The 16,081-nt window shown below is 56.1% G+C and carries 15 protein-coding genes; 14 read left to right on the top strand and 1 reads right to left on the bottom strand.

The annotated features are described in order from the left end of the window. Positions 1-84 precede the first annotated feature (84 nt). From NST26_RS26215 to NST26_RS26205, 3 genes are all read left to right on the top strand, one after another. A complete protein-coding gene (locus NST26_RS26215; RefSeq protein ID WP_340980197.1) occupies positions 85-1,983 on the top strand; it encodes an LTA synthase family protein in 1,899 nt (632 codons plus the stop codon). 9 nt (positions 1,984-1,992) lie between these two features. Beyond that, the gene (gene wsfD, locus NST26_RS26210; RefSeq protein ID WP_339250811.1) at positions 1,993-3,405 is read left to right on the top strand and encodes a glycan biosynthesis hexose transferase WsfD; all 1,413 of its coding nucleotides are present in this window, start codon (positions 1,993-1,995) and stop codon (positions 3,403-3,405) included. A gap of 116 nt (positions 3,406-3,521) precedes the next feature. Further along, positions 3,522-3,695 carry an aspartyl-phosphate phosphatase Spo0E family protein gene (locus NST26_RS26205; RefSeq protein ID WP_076082320.1) on the top strand — a complete coding sequence of 58 codons (174 nt, stop codon included), beginning with the start codon at positions 3,522-3,524 and terminating at the stop codon, positions 3,693-3,695. A 154-nt stretch (positions 3,696-3,849) separates the two neighbouring features. Here NST26_RS26205 and NST26_RS26200 read toward each other — a convergent pair whose 3' ends face one another. Further along, positions 3,850-4,626, bottom strand: a complete 777-nt coding sequence (locus NST26_RS26200) for an AAA family ATPase (RefSeq protein ID WP_340980196.1) — start codon at positions 4,624-4,626, stop codon at positions 3,850-3,852. Between the two features lie 272 nt (positions 4,627-4,898). On the opposite strand from NST26_RS26200, the gene NST26_RS26195 reads away from it, so the two are divergent. The 11 genes from NST26_RS26195 to NST26_RS26145 all read left to right on the top strand — a co-directional run bounded on the left by NST26_RS26195 (position 4,899) and on the right by NST26_RS26145 (position 15,995). Beyond that, a complete protein-coding gene (locus tag NST26_RS26195) occupies positions 4,899-5,996 on the top strand; it encodes a CgeB family protein (protein WP_445323344.1) in 1,098 nt (365 codons plus the stop codon). 32 nt (positions 5,997-6,028) lie between these two features. Further along, on the top strand, positions 6,029-7,162 hold the full coding sequence (locus tag NST26_RS26190; protein WP_209876010.1) for a CgeB family protein: 1,134 nt from the start codon (positions 6,029-6,031) through the stop codon (positions 7,160-7,162). 197 nt (positions 7,163-7,359) lie between these two features. Next, positions 7,360-8,895, top strand: a complete 1,536-nt coding sequence (locus tag NST26_RS26185; RefSeq protein ID WP_340980192.1) for a glycosyltransferase family 4 protein — start codon at positions 7,360-7,362, stop codon at positions 8,893-8,895. A 51-nt stretch (positions 8,896-8,946) separates the two neighbouring features. Next, the gene (wecB, locus tag NST26_RS26180) at positions 8,947-10,041 is read left to right on the top strand and encodes a non-hydrolyzing UDP-N-acetylglucosamine 2-epimerase (RefSeq protein ID WP_036727134.1); all 1,095 of its coding nucleotides are present in this window, start codon (positions 8,947-8,949) and stop codon (positions 10,039-10,041) included. Next, positions 10,031-11,017 (top strand): polysaccharide biosynthesis protein, encoded by a 987-nt coding sequence (locus NST26_RS26175; protein WP_036727136.1) that lies wholly within the window; start codon positions 10,031-10,033, stop codon positions 11,015-11,017. The genes wecB and NST26_RS26175 overlap by 11 nt, the downstream gene beginning before the upstream one ends. After that, positions 11,014-11,853, top strand: coding sequence for a dTDP-4-dehydrorhamnose reductase family protein (locus tag NST26_RS26170; RefSeq protein WP_036727137.1), 840 nt, complete (start codon positions 11,014-11,016; stop codon positions 11,851-11,853). The genes NST26_RS26175 and NST26_RS26170 overlap by 4 nt, the downstream gene beginning before the upstream one ends. Next, a complete protein-coding gene (locus NST26_RS26165; protein ID WP_340980191.1) occupies positions 11,850-12,845 on the top strand; it encodes an NAD-dependent epimerase/dehydratase family protein in 996 nt (331 codons plus the stop codon). The genes NST26_RS26170 and NST26_RS26165 overlap by 4 nt, the downstream gene beginning before the upstream one ends. Next, on the top strand, positions 12,842-13,558 hold the full coding sequence (locus NST26_RS26160) for a glycosyltransferase (RefSeq protein ID WP_036727141.1): 717 nt from the start codon (positions 12,842-12,844) through the stop codon (positions 13,556-13,558). Before NST26_RS26165 ends, NST26_RS26160 begins: the two co-directional genes overlap by 4 nt. 73 nt (positions 13,559-13,631) lie before the next feature. Next, positions 13,632-14,207: a class I SAM-dependent methyltransferase gene (locus tag NST26_RS26155; RefSeq protein WP_076082334.1), complete on the top strand. Its 576-nt coding sequence runs from the start codon at positions 13,632-13,634 to the stop codon at positions 14,205-14,207. A gap of 25 nt (positions 14,208-14,232) precedes the next feature. Continuing rightward, on the top strand, positions 14,233-14,955 hold the full coding sequence (locus NST26_RS26150) for a glycosyltransferase family 2 protein (protein WP_340980189.1): 723 nt from the start codon (positions 14,233-14,235) through the stop codon (positions 14,953-14,955). Next, entirely contained in the window at positions 14,952-15,995 is a 1,044-nt protein-coding gene (locus tag NST26_RS26145) for a glycosyltransferase family 4 protein (protein WP_339250799.1), read from the top strand. The genes NST26_RS26150 and NST26_RS26145 overlap by 4 nt, the downstream gene beginning before the upstream one ends. The last annotated feature ends 86 nt before the right edge of the window (positions 15,996-16,081 follow it).

Genomic DNA, 16,081 nt, shown 5'->3' with positions numbered 1-16,081 from the left:
TATACTAGAGCAACGTGAGCTTTTTACAGAAATAAGGAATTGTTTGTACACCACTATTAATGAAGAGAGTAAGAGGGGATGGCAATGAGAGAGGGCAAACCTGCGTCTGCGCAGGCGCATTTCTATATCGTGGCGGGACTGCTGTGGCTGAAGCTGCTGCTGTTGAGAGGGCTGTTCTTTGACCGGATTGCCTGGGAGTGGATCGCTGCGGATCTGGCGCCAGTGCTCCTGCTGCTGGGTGTGCTGGCTGTAATTACGCCTCGGCGGATGAGAAAAGGGGTCTTCTGGACCTTCAATGGCCTATTGTCGCTGCTGCTTTTCGCGGCCAGTGTGTATTTCAATCACTTCGGCTCGGTGCCTACCTATCTGGCGCTCTATGAGCTGAACCAGGTCTTTCAGGTAAAAGAGAGTGTGGAATCTACGATTGAGTGGGTCGATTATCTGTTTTTTGCCGATCTGCTGATAGTGATAATTTATTCGCTCTTCCGCAGATGGAAAAGAGGCCCTATGCGCTGGCAGCGGGGCAGCCAGCCTGCACGCAGATCCCGGAGCATCTATCTGGTGCTGCTGCTGGTGGCAATCATAGGGGGCGGCTCGCTGTCGGCGTATTCGATTCATTCGGCCCGGGGAATTACCAATGAGCTGGTTCAGGCGGAGACGGCCGGATTCCTGAATTATGAGGTGGTGGCAGCGATCAAGGCCCGGGAGGATAACGGCCTCATCGGGACCGGTGATATTCAGGAGACGATAGCCAAGGTGAAGTCACTGGAGGCTACCTATCCATACAAGGCTGTGACAGGCGGTCTGCCTGAGCATTTCGGATCGCAAAAAGGGAAAAACGTCATCATCATCCAACTGGAGGCGTTCCAGAATTTCCCGCTGCATCAGTCACTGGAGGGTCAGGAGCTGACCCCGGTGCTGAATGGTCTGGCCGGAGAGGGCTTCTATTTCCCGCATGTGTATCAGCAGGTAGGTCCGGGCAATACCTCGGATGCGGAATTTATGAGCAACACCTCGATTTATCCGATCGCTTCGCTTGCCATGTCCACAGGCTTCGGGGACCGGCAGCTGCCGGGACTGCCGCGGCTTTTGCGGGATAAGGGGTATGAGGCGTACACGTTCCATGTGAATAAGGTCGGCTTCTGGAACCGGAATGAGCTGTATCCGGCGCTTGGCTTCAACGGCTACTATGACAAAGGCTCCTTCAAGAATGACCATTTCAATTCGTTCGGGGCTTCCGATGAGCAGCTCTATGCTACTGCCGTGGAGAAGCTGGCGGTGCTGCATCAGAAGGGTACGCCTTTCTACGCCCAGCTGGTGACGGCCTCCAGCCATCATCCGTTCAAGGTGCCGGACAGCTTCCGCCGCATTCAGGTGCCGGACAAGCTCCAGGGCACGATGCTTGGCGATTATCTGAGCGCGGTGAACTATACGGATTATGCGATAGGCACACTGATTGACGGATTGAAGCAGCAGGGGATGTGGGAGGATACCGTGCTGGTGCTGTACGGTGACCATTTCGGCCTGCAGCCGAAGGACGTCCCGGCGGAGCAGGTGGAGGACGCGCTGGGCATCAAGTATGATGACCGGATCAGCCGGTTCAACATTCCGCTCGTGATCCACGTGCCCGGTATGAAGCAGGGACAGGTTGTGGAGCGGACCGGCGGACAGCTGGATGTGCTGCCGACGGTAGCCAATCTGCTCGGGGTATCGCTGAAGGACGAAGGGTTCACGGCGTTCGGGCATGATTTGCTGAATGTGGACCGCAACGTGGTGGGCATGCGCTATTATTTGCCGACAGGCTCTTTTTTCAATGATAAAGTGTTGTTCGTGCCGGGTAAGGGCTTCGCGGACGGTGTGGCGGTCTCGCTGGATACGCATGAGCCGGTCAAGGACTTCAGTGCTTATCAGAGTGATTACGACTACATCCTGAAGCTGATGGGCTTATCTGATGAATATGTGAAGCTGCTTCCGCAGCGTTAGGAGAATGTTATGAAAAGACTATGGAAACCCGAATACCTCATCTCGCTGGCCGGCGCTGTGCTGATCCTCTATCTGTTGTTCGTGCGGCCCTTCACGGGCGTTGCCGATAACGGCGATTTTTTGCGGATGATGAATACGGTCGGACTGAATTATTTTGATGCCGGGGAGGACTATGCCGACCGCTTCTTCAGCTATAGTCATTCTAAGTTTGCTTATGATGATCTGTTCAAGGGCTTCTATCCGTCCTCGCAAATTTTGCTGGTGCTGGTGCCAAGGCTGCTTGCGGGCATATTTCACGGCAGCTACTTCGATATCCGTCTTCTGGCAGTGGTATATGCAGTGCTGCTGCTGGCTGCCACGTGGATGATCGTCAAGCTGGGTGCGAAGAGCTCCTATGCCACGGGCCTGCTGCTGGGTGCGGGAATGCTGTTTGTGTTCTACGATATCGGCTATCTGGCTTATTTCAACTCCCTGTTCGGCGAACCCGTGTCGATGGTCTTCATGCTGCTTACGTTCGCGCTGGGTCTGAGGCTTACCGGGCAGGAGCAGCCGTCCTCCAAAGGCCTTACGCTGTTCTTCGTGGCCGTGCTGTTCCTGATCTGCTCCAAAATCCAGAATGCCCCGGTCGGCCTCGCCTTCGCGCTGATCTTCCTGCGCCTGCGGACGCTGCATGGAACAGGCAGCTGGCGCAAGCTGGCACTTGGGCTTGGGGTGGCTACAGCGCTGGTATCAGTGATTATGTACGTGACAGCGCCGAAGGAACTTAAGCATATCAACCTGTATCAGACGGTGTTCTTCGGCATACTGAACGAATCTCCGGATGTGCGCGGCGATCTGCGCGACCTGGGGCTGCCGGAGCGCCTCGAGGTACTGGCGGGGACGAATTATTTCCAGGGGGATACGGCGATCAAGCAGGATGATCCATCGCTGGGGCCGGATTTCTATGACCGTGTATCGCATAAGGATGTGCTTTTCTTTTATATGAAGCATCCCAGCCGGTTAATAGAGAATATGAAGTATGCGGCTGCTAACAGCATGTCCATCCGTCCCTACTATCTCGGAAGCTATGAGAAAAGCGAAGGCAAGCCTGCGGGCGCGGTAGCAGGAATGTACAGCGGGTGGAGCGAGCTCAAGAACAAGCATCTGCCCCATTCCCTCGGGTTCCTGGTTATTTTCTATCTAGTGTATTACGCCGGAGTGTTCTATCAATACTTCCGTACGCGGGAGGCGGCAGGGCGGATTGCCGGAGAATTGATGATGCTGCTGGGACTGATCGGGCTGTTCTCGTTCCTGGTTCCGATCCTCGGTGACGGGCGCGCGGATATCGGCAAGCATCTGTTCCTGTTCAATGTCTGCTTCGATATGATGGCGGTAGCGATGCTGGGCTGGACGCTGCATAAGCTGACGAGGCTGCTGAAATAACCTGTCATGTCAAACCCTTAATTGACCCCTAGCGGATTATAGAATACAATGTGTTTGGAACTTTAGTAAAAGAGTGGAAATGGCTTGATACAGCCTCATCCTACAAGGGGGCCGCTATGGGGAATGACGAATACAAGGACAAGATTGAACAGGCAAGACAGGAACTGAACAAACTGGCCTTGGAGTACGGGATGCAGGATGTCCGGGTACTCCGCCAATCGGTGAAGCTGGATGCGCTCCTGAATGAATACAGTGATTGTAATACGGAGAAGGATGATCAGCTTTATTAGAGAAATACAGAGCAGCTATGCAAATACAAGAGACACTTTGACGGTTAACGCCGCGGAGTGTCTTTTTTTAAAATTTAAGCGTTTATATGTTTCAATCCTAACGTTCTCGCTGAAACGAATGCCGTTCTTAACAGGACGGCCGAGCCGTTTCTGCTTATAAGGGATCAGGCTCATCGCCCAGCAGCTCGCGGAGCATCTTCTCCCGGTTCGTCATGAAGGCGCGGGTGACTGTGTAATGATCCGTGTCTTCCAGCGCAACAGGCGTGATACTCTCTCCCTTCAGCAGAAGAATCTCTGCACCCGGATAGGACATCAGAATGGGGGAGTGGGTGGCGATGATGAACTGGGAATTCTGCGCAGCCAGCTCATGCATCCGCGCCAGCAGTGACATCTGCCGCAGGGGAGACAAAGCGGCTTCGGGCTCGTCCAGAATATAGATGCCCTGTCCGCCAAAGCGGTGAACGAACGTGGAGAAGAAGGATTCTCCATGCGACTGCTCATGCAGCGAGCTCCCTCCATAGGAGGATTTAATGGGTCTTCCCGCCTCGGGGTCCTCATCCAGCTCATCGATGTAAGTAGCCACATTGTAGTAGCTCTCCGCACGCAGGAAAAAGCCGTCCTTCGGCCGCTTCACCCCTTTGGCAATCCGCAAATATTCGTAGAGACTGGAATGCGAGGCGCGGGTATTAAACGAGAAATTCAGCGTCCCCCCTTCCGGATTGAACCCCCAGGCAGCAGCAATGCCCTCTAACAAGGTAGACTTCCCGCTACCGTTCTCTCCTACCAGAAAAGTGACCTGCTTCTGAAAAGCAAGCCGGTCCAGGGTGCGTACCACCGGCAGATTAAAAGGATAGCTTCCAAAGGAAGGGACTGCATCGCGCAGCAGCTCGACATGGCGCAGATACAGCATAGGGCCATAGATGGAACTCATATCTTAGTGCCTCCTCAGTAAGTTTTTCTTGTGAAAGGTGATGCCTCTAATTGTAGATGATTCCCGTCTTACCCGCAAAGGACTTGAGTAGGCTTCGAAGTGCAGACCCTGCCTCTGCATGGACAAGAGTGGACGGATTCTGTAGATGTTCGGGCCAAGCGGGCGAAAGACCGGGGGCATATGCCAATTTCGGTGTGATACAGACAGATGTCCATGAGGCGGATGCTGACTCCGCATATAGTACTACTGTCTTGAGAATATAACGGGGCAGGGTGAAGGCCGTGAAAACAAAAAAGAGAGGCGGGCTTCCACAGGATTACCGGGATGGCTATCTGCAAGGGTACCATCTCGGCCTGTGCGAAGCCGTGAAGCGCCTGAATACCCTTGAAGTGGGGGAATGTCAGCCGTTAAAACTGATGTATGTTCCCCAGGGGTTTCAGGCCATCGATGCGGGAGTCGCAGAAGCGCTGCGGCTGCTGGTAAGCGAGCTGATTATCTGTCCTCCGGAAACTATGCTGGAGGTGGCATCGCGCGAAATGCCTGAGGCGGTGCTGGTGATGAACGGGCTGCATGTTTTTCCGGAGAATCATCTGGAACAAATTACGGCAATAAGACAGCTGGGTATCCCGGCGGCGATCTGGTTTGTGGATGATCCTTATTTCACCGAGGACACATCCGTCATCTGCCGGCATTACGATTATGTGTTCACGCATGAGCTGGGCTGTGTGGAATTCTACCGTTCGCTGGGGACGGCGTCTGTGCATTACCTTCCGCTGTGCGTCAACCCCCAGATGTTCTACCCGCGCCACACCGGACCGCAATATCACTATGATGTCGTGTTCATCGGCAATGCCTTCCGCAACCGTACGGAGCTGTTCGATGAACTGGTCCCCTTCCTGCGGGGAAAGAAGGTGCTCATCGCCGGCGGATTCTGGGAGCGGCTGGCCCACTTCGAGGAGCTGTCTCCGTACATCAGAGAGGGCTTCATCCCGCCGGAGGAGACCGCCAATTATTACAGCGGCGCGAAGCTGGTCATTAATATCCACCGGCCCTGGGAGGGAGGGATGGACAACCGGAATACGTTCCAGCTTCCGTCCCTCTCCATTAATCCCCGGACCTATGAGATCAGCGCCTGCGGGACGATGCAGCTGACCGATATCCGGCAGGATCTGGATATCCACTACAAGCCGGGCCGGGATCTGGAGACCTTCGCTTCTGCCGATGAGCTGAAGCGCAAAATTGATTATTACCTGAAGCACGACAAGGAGCGCCGGCAGTATGCGCTGCGGGGACTGCAGACCACGCTGCGCCGGCATACCTTTACTTCGCGTCTGCCTCATTTACTGGGTGTTCTTACTTCAAGAGGGTGAATTTCATTATGGATCAAAAGGAGCGAATACTCATGAACAACGAATTTATTATGCCTGCCCCGCCGTTGCCGAGAACCCCTGCGGAGGAAGAGAAGCTGCGGGGACGTCTGACCGGCTTCAAGGGAGGCTATGACGAAGGATATCTGCGGGGACGTCTGGCTGTTCTGGACGGACGCCCGGAGGAGCCGCAGCCGGTAAGGAATATACATGTGATGTACGTGGCCTCGGGCAAAGGGTATCCGTACTCTCCGATTGATGATGCTGTGCTCTTCGCGCTGCAAAGACTGACCACTCACGTGACGATTACCGATGTGCGCCAGAATCTGGTAGAGCTGGCTTCTGCCCAGCGTCCCGACCTCGTGCTTGTGCTGGATGGCCTGGATTTGCCCCTGGAGCAGGTGGCTATTCTGCGCGGTCAGGGCATCAAGACCGCGATCTGGCTGACCGATGATCCGTATTACACCGATTTCACAATGAAGATTGTGCCTCACTATGACTATGTATTCACACTGGAGCGTAATTGCGTAGAGATCTACCGCGGCCTTGGCTGCACGGAGGTCCACTATCTGCCCTTTGCCGCACACCGTGAGCATTACCGTCCGACTACCGGACGCTCGCCGGTCAGCCGGGATGTCAGCTTCATCGGGTCTGCCTACTGGAACCGGATTAATTTCTTCCGCGATATTATGCCGGAGCTGATGAGCTATAACACGGTCATTAACGGAATCTGGTGGGACCGGTTGCCGGAAGCACCGCTCTATGGCGACCGGATTGAGATCGGCAAATGGATGTCCCCCCAGGAGACGGCTGTAGCCTACAGCGGCTCGAAGATTGTGATCAACCTTCACCGCTCGCATATCGACGATGCCGTCAACAATAACACGCTGTATATTCCGGCTGTATCGCCGAATCCGCGCACGTTCGAGATTGCTGCCAGCGGCACGCTGCAGCTCTGCGATGCCCGTGATGATCTCGGCTCCTTCTACAAGGTGGGCGAAGAGATCGACACCTTCTCCGGCCCCCGCGAGCTGATGGACAAAATCCAGTACTATCTGACGCACGAGGAAGAGCGCCGGGAGATGTCCCTCCGCGCCTTCGAACGGACACTGAGGGATCATACGTATACCAGACGTCTGAGCCAGCTGCTTAGGGTTATTTACGGGTAAGCCAGCAGGGCAATCGTAGAACAGGCTGTCAGCAAAATGTGCGTATCACAGGGGACAGGTGTCGTGCCGGCATCTGTGCCTCCTCAATATACTGGAGTACCGGGCAGAGATGTTAGCCTGTCAGCTAATATACCCGTCCCAAGCAGGAGCACTGCTGAGTGATAACAGATTGTGTGCATTCAAAATTTAGGAGGTGAATGGCTGCTCCACAGCCCTTCGCAGGGGAGCGCCGAGACACCATGGCCGACAAAGCGACGATCGTCCTCTTTTCCCATGTCTCCAACACGCGCAGTATTACGGGTGCGGAGAAGCTGCTGTTATTCTTCAGCCGGGAGCTGTCTCCTTACTTCAATTGTATCCTCGTAGCCCCGCAGGACGGGAAGCTGACACAGCTGGCCCGGAGCTACGGCCTTCAAGTCCGGCTGATGTCTATTCCGCTGGTCTATGGAGTATACACTCCCTATGCCGGTCTTCCGGCAGATATCCGCAAGCTGCAGGAGGGCCGGGAATATCATGAGCTGACTCACTGGCTTGCGGAGCTCCGTCCGTCCTTCGTGATCACCAGCACCTGTGTGCATGCCCTGCCGCCCATCGCGGCGAAGACACTGGGCATACCGGTGATCTGGAAGATCTCGGAGACCATTACAGACAACGAGTTCACCCCGATCAGCGTAGAGCTGATCCACAACAACAGCGATGAGATTCTGGCGATTTCACAGACAGCGGCATCGTGCTTCCCCGAGGAGATCCGCGATAGCAAGGTGACCCAGCTTCCTCCGTCATGGAGTGACGCGGATTTGATGTTCGAGGCCTGGAGCAAGCTGCGCGGGGAACGGCGGAGTGAGCTGAAGATCGCCCCGGGGGACCCGCTGATTGGCTATGTCTCTTCCTTCATTAATAAGGAGAAGGGACTGGAGCATTTCGTCAAGATGGCGGTTCTGGTGCATGAGCAGCATCCGGCTGCCCGCTACCTCGTAGTGGGGACTCCCGGGGATAAAAGCTACTATGAGCGCTGTGTCCGCAAGGTGAAGCTGGAGGGTCTGACCTCACGCTTCCGGTTTGTCGGGTACGAAGAATGTCTGCCGGCCGCTTACTGCGCGATGGATCTGCTTGTTGTCCCCAGCCTGATCCGGGAAGGCTTCGGCATGACCGCCCTGGAGGGCTATGCCTTCAGCAAGCCGGTTGTCGCTTATGATTCCGGCGGCCTGCGGGAGATTCTGGACGCCGCAGGCTGCGGCGAGCTGCTAGTGCCTGCGGGAGACATGGATGCGCTGGCCGGGCGGGTGAACGCGCTGCTGGCCGACCAGGCGATGGCGGCCGGCATTGGCCGGCAGGCGCGGGAGCGCATCGAGGCCGTCTACGGCCCGGCGGCTTACCGCGTCCGGCTGCAAGGCTTAGCGGAGAGGTGGCATCTCCGCTACTGCCTCCAGCCGCCGCAGCTCATCGGCGGCCCGGAAGCCCCGCCCGCAGCTGCGCCGGCGGGCGGGAAGAGCGCCCCCGCGGCAGAGCGGCCGCGGGGTAAGACCGGGCGCCGCGCCGCACGGCTGCGGGCCGCGAAGCTGCGGCGCGGCAGGCTGCGCCGCGCCAAGTCCCGGAGCGGCGCGGCGGGAACGCGCCCGCGCCGCAAGAAGCGCGCGGCAGGCTCCGCGCGCCGTCGGGCCAGCGGCGGCAAGAAGCGCCGCGCGGGCCAGGCCGGAAGCCGCCGGAGCAAGCGGCGGCGTAAGGCATCCTGAGCAGCCTGCCCGGTTCCTAAGGGCAGGCCATAATCAAAGGGGAGTGAACCCATGAAGATCATGACGATTTTGGGCACGCGGCCCGAGATCATCCGCCTTAGCGTTATCATTCCGCTGCTGGACCGGTATGCGGAGCGGCATGTGCTGGTGCATACGGGACAGAATTTCACGGCCAGCCTCAGCGGGGTATTCTTCGCTGAGCTGGGACTCCGCGCACCGGACTACGTGCTGCAGGATAAGCAGGCCGGACTCGGGGGTCAGCTGGCCGCCATGTTCGGCAGTCTGGAGAGCATTCTGCTTCAAGAGCAGCCGGACCGCGTGCTGCTGCTGGGGGATACCAACAGTGCGCTATGTGCCATTCTGGCCGAGCGGATGGGCATCCCGGTGGTGCATATGGAAGCAGGCAACCGCTGTTACGATCTGAAAGTGCCGGAGGAGAAAAACCGCCGTGTCATAGATGCCGTCTCCACCATAAATATGCCCTATACCCAGCAGAGTAAGAGACATCTGCTCAGCGAAGGGTTCCCCAGCCAGCGTATCGTGTTAACCGGCAACCCCATCCATGAGGTGATTACGCATTACGAAGAGCAGATCGCGGCCAGTGACATCCTGTCCCGGCTGAAGCTTGAAGCCGGCCGGTATCTGCTGGTAACAGCCCACCGGGCCGAGAATGTCGATGATCCGGAGTCGCTGCTCCAGATTATGTCCGGGCTGAACCTGGTGGCTGAGCATTTGGGACTCCGCCTGATCTGCAGCATCCATCCCCGTACACGCTCCAAGCTTACGGAGCAGTTCCCGCTGAGTATGAACCCGCTGGTGGAGTTTCACGAACCCTTCGGATTTTTTGACTTTGTTCATCTGGAACGCTATGCCCTGTGCGCCATTACCGACAGCGGCACCGTTCAAGAAGAATGTTGCCTGATGGGAGTGCCTACGGTGACCATACGCCGGACGACAGAACGCCCGGAAACTATCGATTGCGGAAGTAATGTAGTGTCCGGGGTAGAACAGAACAGCATTCTGCGCTGCACCGTGCTGATGACGTCGCTTAAGCCCGATTGGGAGGCGCCGGAAGGGTATCTTGCCCAAGGTGTCTCGGTAAAGGTAGTTAAATTTCTGCTTGGAGGGAACCTGCATGTTCAATAATAAACGGATTCTGGTTACAGGCGGTACCGGTTCCTGGGGGCATGAGCTGATCCGGCAGCTGCTGCCGCAGCATCCCAAAGAAATCATCGTATTCTCCCGCAGTGAGTCTGCACAGGTAGCCATGAGCCGTGAATTTGAAGATAAGCATCTCAGCTTCATCATCGGCGATATCCGTGACAAGGATGCGCTGGTGGCTGCCTGCCGCGGTGTGGATTATGTCTTCCATCTGGCCGCGCTCAAGCATGTACCCGTCTGCGAGGACCAGCCGTACGAGGCGCTCAAGACGAATGTGGTCGGCACACAAAATGTCATCGAAGCCGCGATTGCCAACAATGTGGAGAAGGCGATCTACATTTCTACCGACAAGGCGGCCAATCCGTCGAACTTCTACGGTATGACCAAGGCCATCGGTGAGAAGCTGTTCGTCTATGCCAATCTGATCGGCTCAGGCACCAAATTTGTTACGGTGCGCGGAGGCAATGTGCTGGGTACGAACGGCAGCGTGGTCCATCTGTTCATGAAGCAGATCAAGGACAAGGGACAGGTAAAGATTACGGATATGAACATGACCCGGTTTTTTTTCACCCTGCGCGATGCCATTACCCTGCTGTTCAAGGCTTCCGATGTCAGTATCGGCGGAGAGATCTTTGTCATGACCATGCCGACCTGCCGGATCGTGGATTTGGCCGATGTGCTGATTGAAGCTTCCGGCCGGACGGATGTCAGTATGATCGAGACCGGCATCCGCCCGGGTGAGAAAATCCATGAGATCCTGATGAGCGATTTTGAGAGCCTGACTACGGTGGTCTACGATGAGCAGTACCTGGTTATTCTGCCCACACTCGATATGCCGGAGCTGAAGGAGCATTACCGTCATTTCCCCCATGTATCCTTCAGCAGCTTCAGCTCGGAGAATCATCTGATGGAGCAGGCTGAAATCAAAGATATCCTGATCCGGGGAGGGTTCCTCCAGTGAAGCTCCTGATTCTCGGCGGAAATGGTATGGCAGGTCATATGCTGGCGGAGTATTTTCGCCGCCAGGGCAAGCACCACATCTTCCATACAACCCGGGATAAGAAGGATCTTGGAGGGTTGTATGTAGACGCCGACGACATCGCCGGTGTAGAGAAGCTGGTTGAAATCGTCTCCCCCCATTGCATTATTAATGCGATGGGGGTACTCAATCAATTCGCCGAACGGGACCGGATCGGCGCGTATCATGTCAACGGATTTCTGCCCCACCGCCTGCGGCGGGCAGCGGACCAGATCCATGCCCGGCTCATCCATATCAGCTCCGACTGCGTGTTCGAAGGAACACGCGGCGGATATACGGAGGAGGATGCCGCGGATGGAACCTCGGTCTACGCCCTCACCAAGAGTCTTGGAGAAGTGCGCGATCCCGGACATCTCACGATCCGTACCTCCATTATCGGGCCCGAGATCCGCTCCGGCGGAATCGGCCTCATGGAATGGTTTCTGGCCCAGAAAGGCCGGGTAACCGGATATGAATGCGTGATGTGGAATGGAGTCACCACCCTGGAGCTGGCCAAAGCCATCGATTCCCTGCTGGACTCGGATCTCTCCGGGCTGATTCATCTGGCCCACCCGCAGCCCGTAAGCAAATATCAGCTGCTGCAGATGATGCAGACCGCATTTCATAAAGAGGATGTTGAGATCATCCCGCAGCAGACGCCGGTTCAGGACCGGACGCTGATCAGCACGAGAAGCGATGTCACGATTGAGCTGCCTTCCTATCCCCGGATGCTTAGCGAGCTTGCCGACTTTATGCGCAGCTCAGAGCTGCTGACATGAGCGGGCGGCGTCTCCTTATTACCGGAGCTTCCGGCTTTACCGGCAGGCATGCCGTGGCCTACTTTGCCGCCGGAGGAGCGGAGGTGACTGCTGTAGTCCGACGCAAGCCAGCTGCGGAGTTGTTCCCGGACGGCGTTCAGCAGTATGTCTGTGACCTGGGGGACCGCAGGGCTGTGGCGGCAATGATTGGAGCGGTGAAGCCGGATCAGGTGCTGCACCTGGCAGGCAAGAATTCGGTCCCGGAGTCCTGGAGGGACCCGCTGCTCTACATGGAGACCAATGTAATGGCTACTCTATATTTGCTTGAGGCGCTGCGTGTCCAGCCGGCCAGCCGTATTCTGGTGGCCGGCTCCCGGCTTAAGTATAGACCGGGTGCGGCAGACCCGCCCCATCCCTATAGCCTTAGCAAGACGCTGGAGGAGCTGGTATCGCTGGCCTGGGCAACGCTGTTTGCTCAGCCGGTGCTGATGGCGGAGCCCTCGAACCTGATTGGTCCGGGTCCGTCCACCGGCTTCTGTTCCCTGCTGGCACAGCATATTGTGCGCAGTGAGGCAGCCGCTATAACCGGATCGGCTGCACCTGCTGCGTTTCGGCTCTCCTCGCGCCATGCGCTGCGTGACTTTCTGGATGTGCGTGATGCGGTCAGGGCCTATGGCTTCATTCTGGATTCGGGCGAGACAGGAAGGATCTACCGCATTGACTCTGGGACAGAACGGGAGCTGGGGGAGGTTGCGGCGAAGCTGCTGGCCCATGCGGCAGCTCCGGTTGCGATGGACTGGGGCCCGCAGGAGGAGCACAGTCGGGGCAATCCTTCCCCGACACCTGCCGTTCCCGCGAAGCCTCCATTTGAATCTGCTGATAGTAAGGTACCGCCTGAAGAATCGGGGGCCTATGCTGTTATTTCCGGCTGGATGCCGGAGATTGCGCTGGACCGTTCGCTGGCGGATATTATCGGCTATACAAGGGCCGGTAAGGAAGGAAGGTTGTTATGAAGCCCAGAGTATCCGTAGTTATTCCTTTTTACAATTGCCCTTATATTGAGCAGGCGCTGCAGAGCGCCATAAGCCAATCCTGGCAGCCTTATGAGATTATCGTAGTGGATGACGGTTCAACTCTGCATGCAGAGCGGATTACTCCTTATCTGCCCTACATTCACTATCTGGGCAAGGCCAACGGCGGCACCGCTTCGGCACTTAACCACGGTATTGCGCATGCCACGGGAGATTATGTAGTCTGGCTCAGCTCGGATGATATGTTCTATCGTGACAAGATCAATAATCAGGTTCTGTTCATGGAACAGAACCGTTTGCTGATCTCGTACACCAACTTCAATTACATTAACGGAAACTCGCAGGCTATGGAGCTGAATGCTGCGGCCGTATTCCCGAATCAGCTTGAATATCTGCGCTGCTTCCTGTACGGCAATCCTATCAACGGCTGTACGGTGATGTTCAAGCGGGAGATCTTCGGAGCCATCGGAATGTTCGATGAAGCACTGCCGTATACCCATGATTATGATCTGTGGTACCGGGCGATTCTGAACGGTTATGCACCGGTGATGCTGAACCAGTCCTTAACGGCTTACCGCCGGCATGAGGGAATGGGCACGCTCAGACACTACGATGTCATTATGGCCGAGGCTGCAGCAACCAGTGCCCGTTATCACGCTCCCTTAAGCGCCCTGATTGCTTCCATGGGCGGCTAGCTGCCGGAGCGCGCATAGCCGGCACTGCAGCACAGCCCAAGACCAAGCAACTAACGCTTAGGAGGGAGAGCATATGTACCGGGAAATTGAAGTGAAAGACTTCCTGCCGGTCCTGCTGGAGCAGCTGAAATTCTCCGAGAGTATTCTGGATATCGGCAGCGGTACCGGTACGCTGCTGGAGCGGTATGAGGCCGCTGTAGTGCTGGGGCTGGATATCCACAGGCCTTATCTGCTGCACCGCAAATACAAGTCCCCTCATATCATTCCGGTTCATGCCGATGCCGGCCATATCGATAAGCTGTTCCTGCCGGGAACCTTCTCTGCGGTCACTCTGATCGATTCTCTGGAGCATTTTTCGATGAGTGAAGGCATAGAGCTGCTGCGTAAGGCGGAGCTTATCGCTGCGAACCGTGTCATCGTATTTACACCACGGGGCTTCTTCCCGCAGGAGGGGAAGGACCATTTCAATCTGCATGGGGAGTATTACCAGAAGCACTGGAGCGGCTGGGAGCCTGAGGACTTCCTGAAGCTGGGCTACGCTGTAACCGTACTGAAGGGATTTCACCATGCGGAGAATCCTTCATTCCGGGAAGCCTTCGGTGAGAATCACGCGCCGCTGGACGCCCTGCTCGCCTGCAAGACAGTATAAATGAACTCAGGGAGGAGGCCGGGGCATGAATCAGAAGACCAAGGTCTCGGTGGTGATTCCGTTCTATAATTGTCCCTACGTGCATCTGGCGGTTGAGAGCGTGCTGGCCCAGAGCTACGCGGATATCGAGCTGATCGTGGTGGATGACGGTTCCACACTCCATACGGAGAAGCTTGAAGCCTATAAGAGCCGGATCGTGTATGTCCGCAAGACCAACGGAGGAACCGGCTCGGCGCTCAATAGGGGAATTGAGGTGGCAAACGGAGCTTATTTTGCCTGGTTAAGCGCGGACGATCTGTTCCATCCCGATAAAATCAGACGGCAAATAGAAGTCATCCGCAGCTCGGGAACCTCCTTCAATCATACGGCTTACTACTATATTAATGAGCACGGACAACGGTTTCACGACATCGTTCGGATGCCGGCCTGCAGCAGGCCGGCCCTCATTCAGACTATGATGTCCAGCTGTCCAGTTAACGGCAGCACGGTGCTGTTTGATATGGAGATCCTCTCCAGGGTGGGAGCATTTAATGAGAGCCTCCTGTATACACAGGATTATGATATGTGGCTGCGGATTCTTCCGCATTATGAGTGGTCTTATATAGAAGAGCCGCTGCTGGATTACCGTGTGCATAATGAGATGGGCTCGGTCCTGCACAGCGAGGCGCAGAACCGGGAGATTGCAAGGGTGCAGTTCATGCACAGGGGCAATTTGACGCAGCTGCTGAGAAAGGAGACAAGGAATTGAGACTGACCTTCCCGGTTCTGACATTATCCAGAGGCGGCGCGCAGCGGATGATAACTGAGCTGGCTAACCGTCTGGCTGAAATTGGCCATGAGGTCGTTGTTCTTTTGCCCAGCCATGGCTTTGTTGAATATGAGATGAAATGTCCGATTATCACTGCGCCCGCTCCGGTGCTTACCGAAGATGATTTTCCCTATGGGGATGTAATTATCTCCAATTATTATACAACCGTTCCGGTTGCCGAGCGGGCCAGCCGGCAGGGCAAAGGGCTGCATATCCGGCTGGCCTTATGCTATGAGCCGAATTTCTTGCCGGATAATAACCAGTCGTTCGCTTCCTACAGCATTACCCGCAACCTGCTTCTGCTGTCCCGCTGGCAGCAGGAGGTCATACGGATCAATCACGGCATTAAGGGCAGAATTGTTCCGGTCGGCGTTGCTCCGGATTTCAAGAATACGCATTTACGCGACAACGCAGACTGGCCGCTGATCGTCTCAGCCATCATGCGGCGTCCGGAGGGCGGATTCTCCGGCCACCGGGAACAGGAATACCTGATTCAGCAGCTCGATATGGTCAAGCGGCTTCATCCAGAGGTGGAGATATATATCATGACTCCCCCTGCTGAATATGCCGCATCTGATAGTCTGCAGGCCTTGCTTAACACCGGGCGTTATCAGCTTCGGACACCCGGCAATGACAACGAGCTGGCTTTTCATTACAATGAGACAGATATTTTTGTCAGCGCAAGTACTAATGATGCCGGTTCGTTGCCGGGGCTGGAGGCGATGCGCTGCGGTGCTGCACTGGTTACCGTATATTCGGGGGGGAATCTTGAATACTGCGCACACGGGCAGAACTGTCTGATGTCATACCGTCATGAGAACCGTCTTGCTGCGGATATAGTGACGCTGATAGAGGACCGAGAGCTTCGACAGCGTCTGGCCGCCAGGGGAGAGCAGGATTCACTGCAGTTTACCTGGGAGAGAAGCGTGCAGATTTTCCAGGCCGAGTTGTTCGAGATGGTGTCCAGACAAGGCGTGTGATGCCTCCAGGCAGAACGCCAAACACAGAGAAACCTTCAACCCCCGGCTGGCGCTGGGGATTGAAGGTTTTTTTTGGCCTGCAGATA

It is taken from the genome of Paenibacillus sp. FSL R7-0128 (genome assembly GCF_038002245.1).
In the GTDB taxonomy this organism is placed as follows: domain Bacteria; phylum Bacillota; class Bacilli; order Paenibacillales; family Paenibacillaceae; genus Paenibacillus_AQ; species Paenibacillus_AQ silagei.
This window is presented reverse-complemented; position numbering and strand designations above follow the sequence as displayed.

Coding starts and splice junctions, on each gene's coding strand:
- NST26_RS26165 (WP_340980191.1), top strand. CDS start 11,850: ATGAGCGGGCGGCGTCTCCTTATTACCGGAGCTTCCGGCTTTACCGGC.
- NST26_RS26160 (WP_036727141.1), top strand. CDS start 12,842: ATGAAGCCCAGAGTATCCGTAGTTATTCCTTTTTACAATTGCCCTTAT.
- NST26_RS26155 (WP_076082334.1), top strand. CDS start 13,632: ATGTACCGGGAAATTGAAGTGAAAGACTTCCTGCCGGTCCTGCTGGAG.
- NST26_RS26185 (WP_340980192.1), top strand. CDS start 7,360: ATGGCTGCTCCACAGCCCTTCGCAGGGGAGCGCCGAGACACCATGGCC.
- NST26_RS26175 (WP_036727136.1), top strand. CDS start 10,031: ATGTTCAATAATAAACGGATTCTGGTTACAGGCGGTACCGGTTCCTGG.
- wsfD (WP_339250811.1), top strand. CDS start 1,993: ATGAAAAGACTATGGAAACCCGAATACCTCATCTCGCTGGCCGGCGCT.
- wecB (WP_036727134.1), top strand. CDS start 8,947: ATGAAGATCATGACGATTTTGGGCACGCGGCCCGAGATCATCCGCCTT.
- NST26_RS26205 (WP_076082320.1), top strand. CDS start 3,522: ATGGGGAATGACGAATACAAGGACAAGATTGAACAGGCAAGACAGGAA.
- NST26_RS26200 (WP_340980196.1), bottom strand. CDS start 4,626: ATGAGTTCCATCTATGGCCCTATGCTGTATCTGCGCCATGTCGAGCTG.
- NST26_RS26215 (WP_340980197.1), top strand. CDS start 85: ATGAGAGAGGGCAAACCTGCGTCTGCGCAGGCGCATTTCTATATCGTG.
- NST26_RS26150 (WP_340980189.1), top strand. CDS start 14,233: ATGAATCAGAAGACCAAGGTCTCGGTGGTGATTCCGTTCTATAATTGT.
- NST26_RS26190 (WP_209876010.1), top strand. CDS start 6,029: ATGAACAACGAATTTATTATGCCTGCCCCGCCGTTGCCGAGAACCCCT.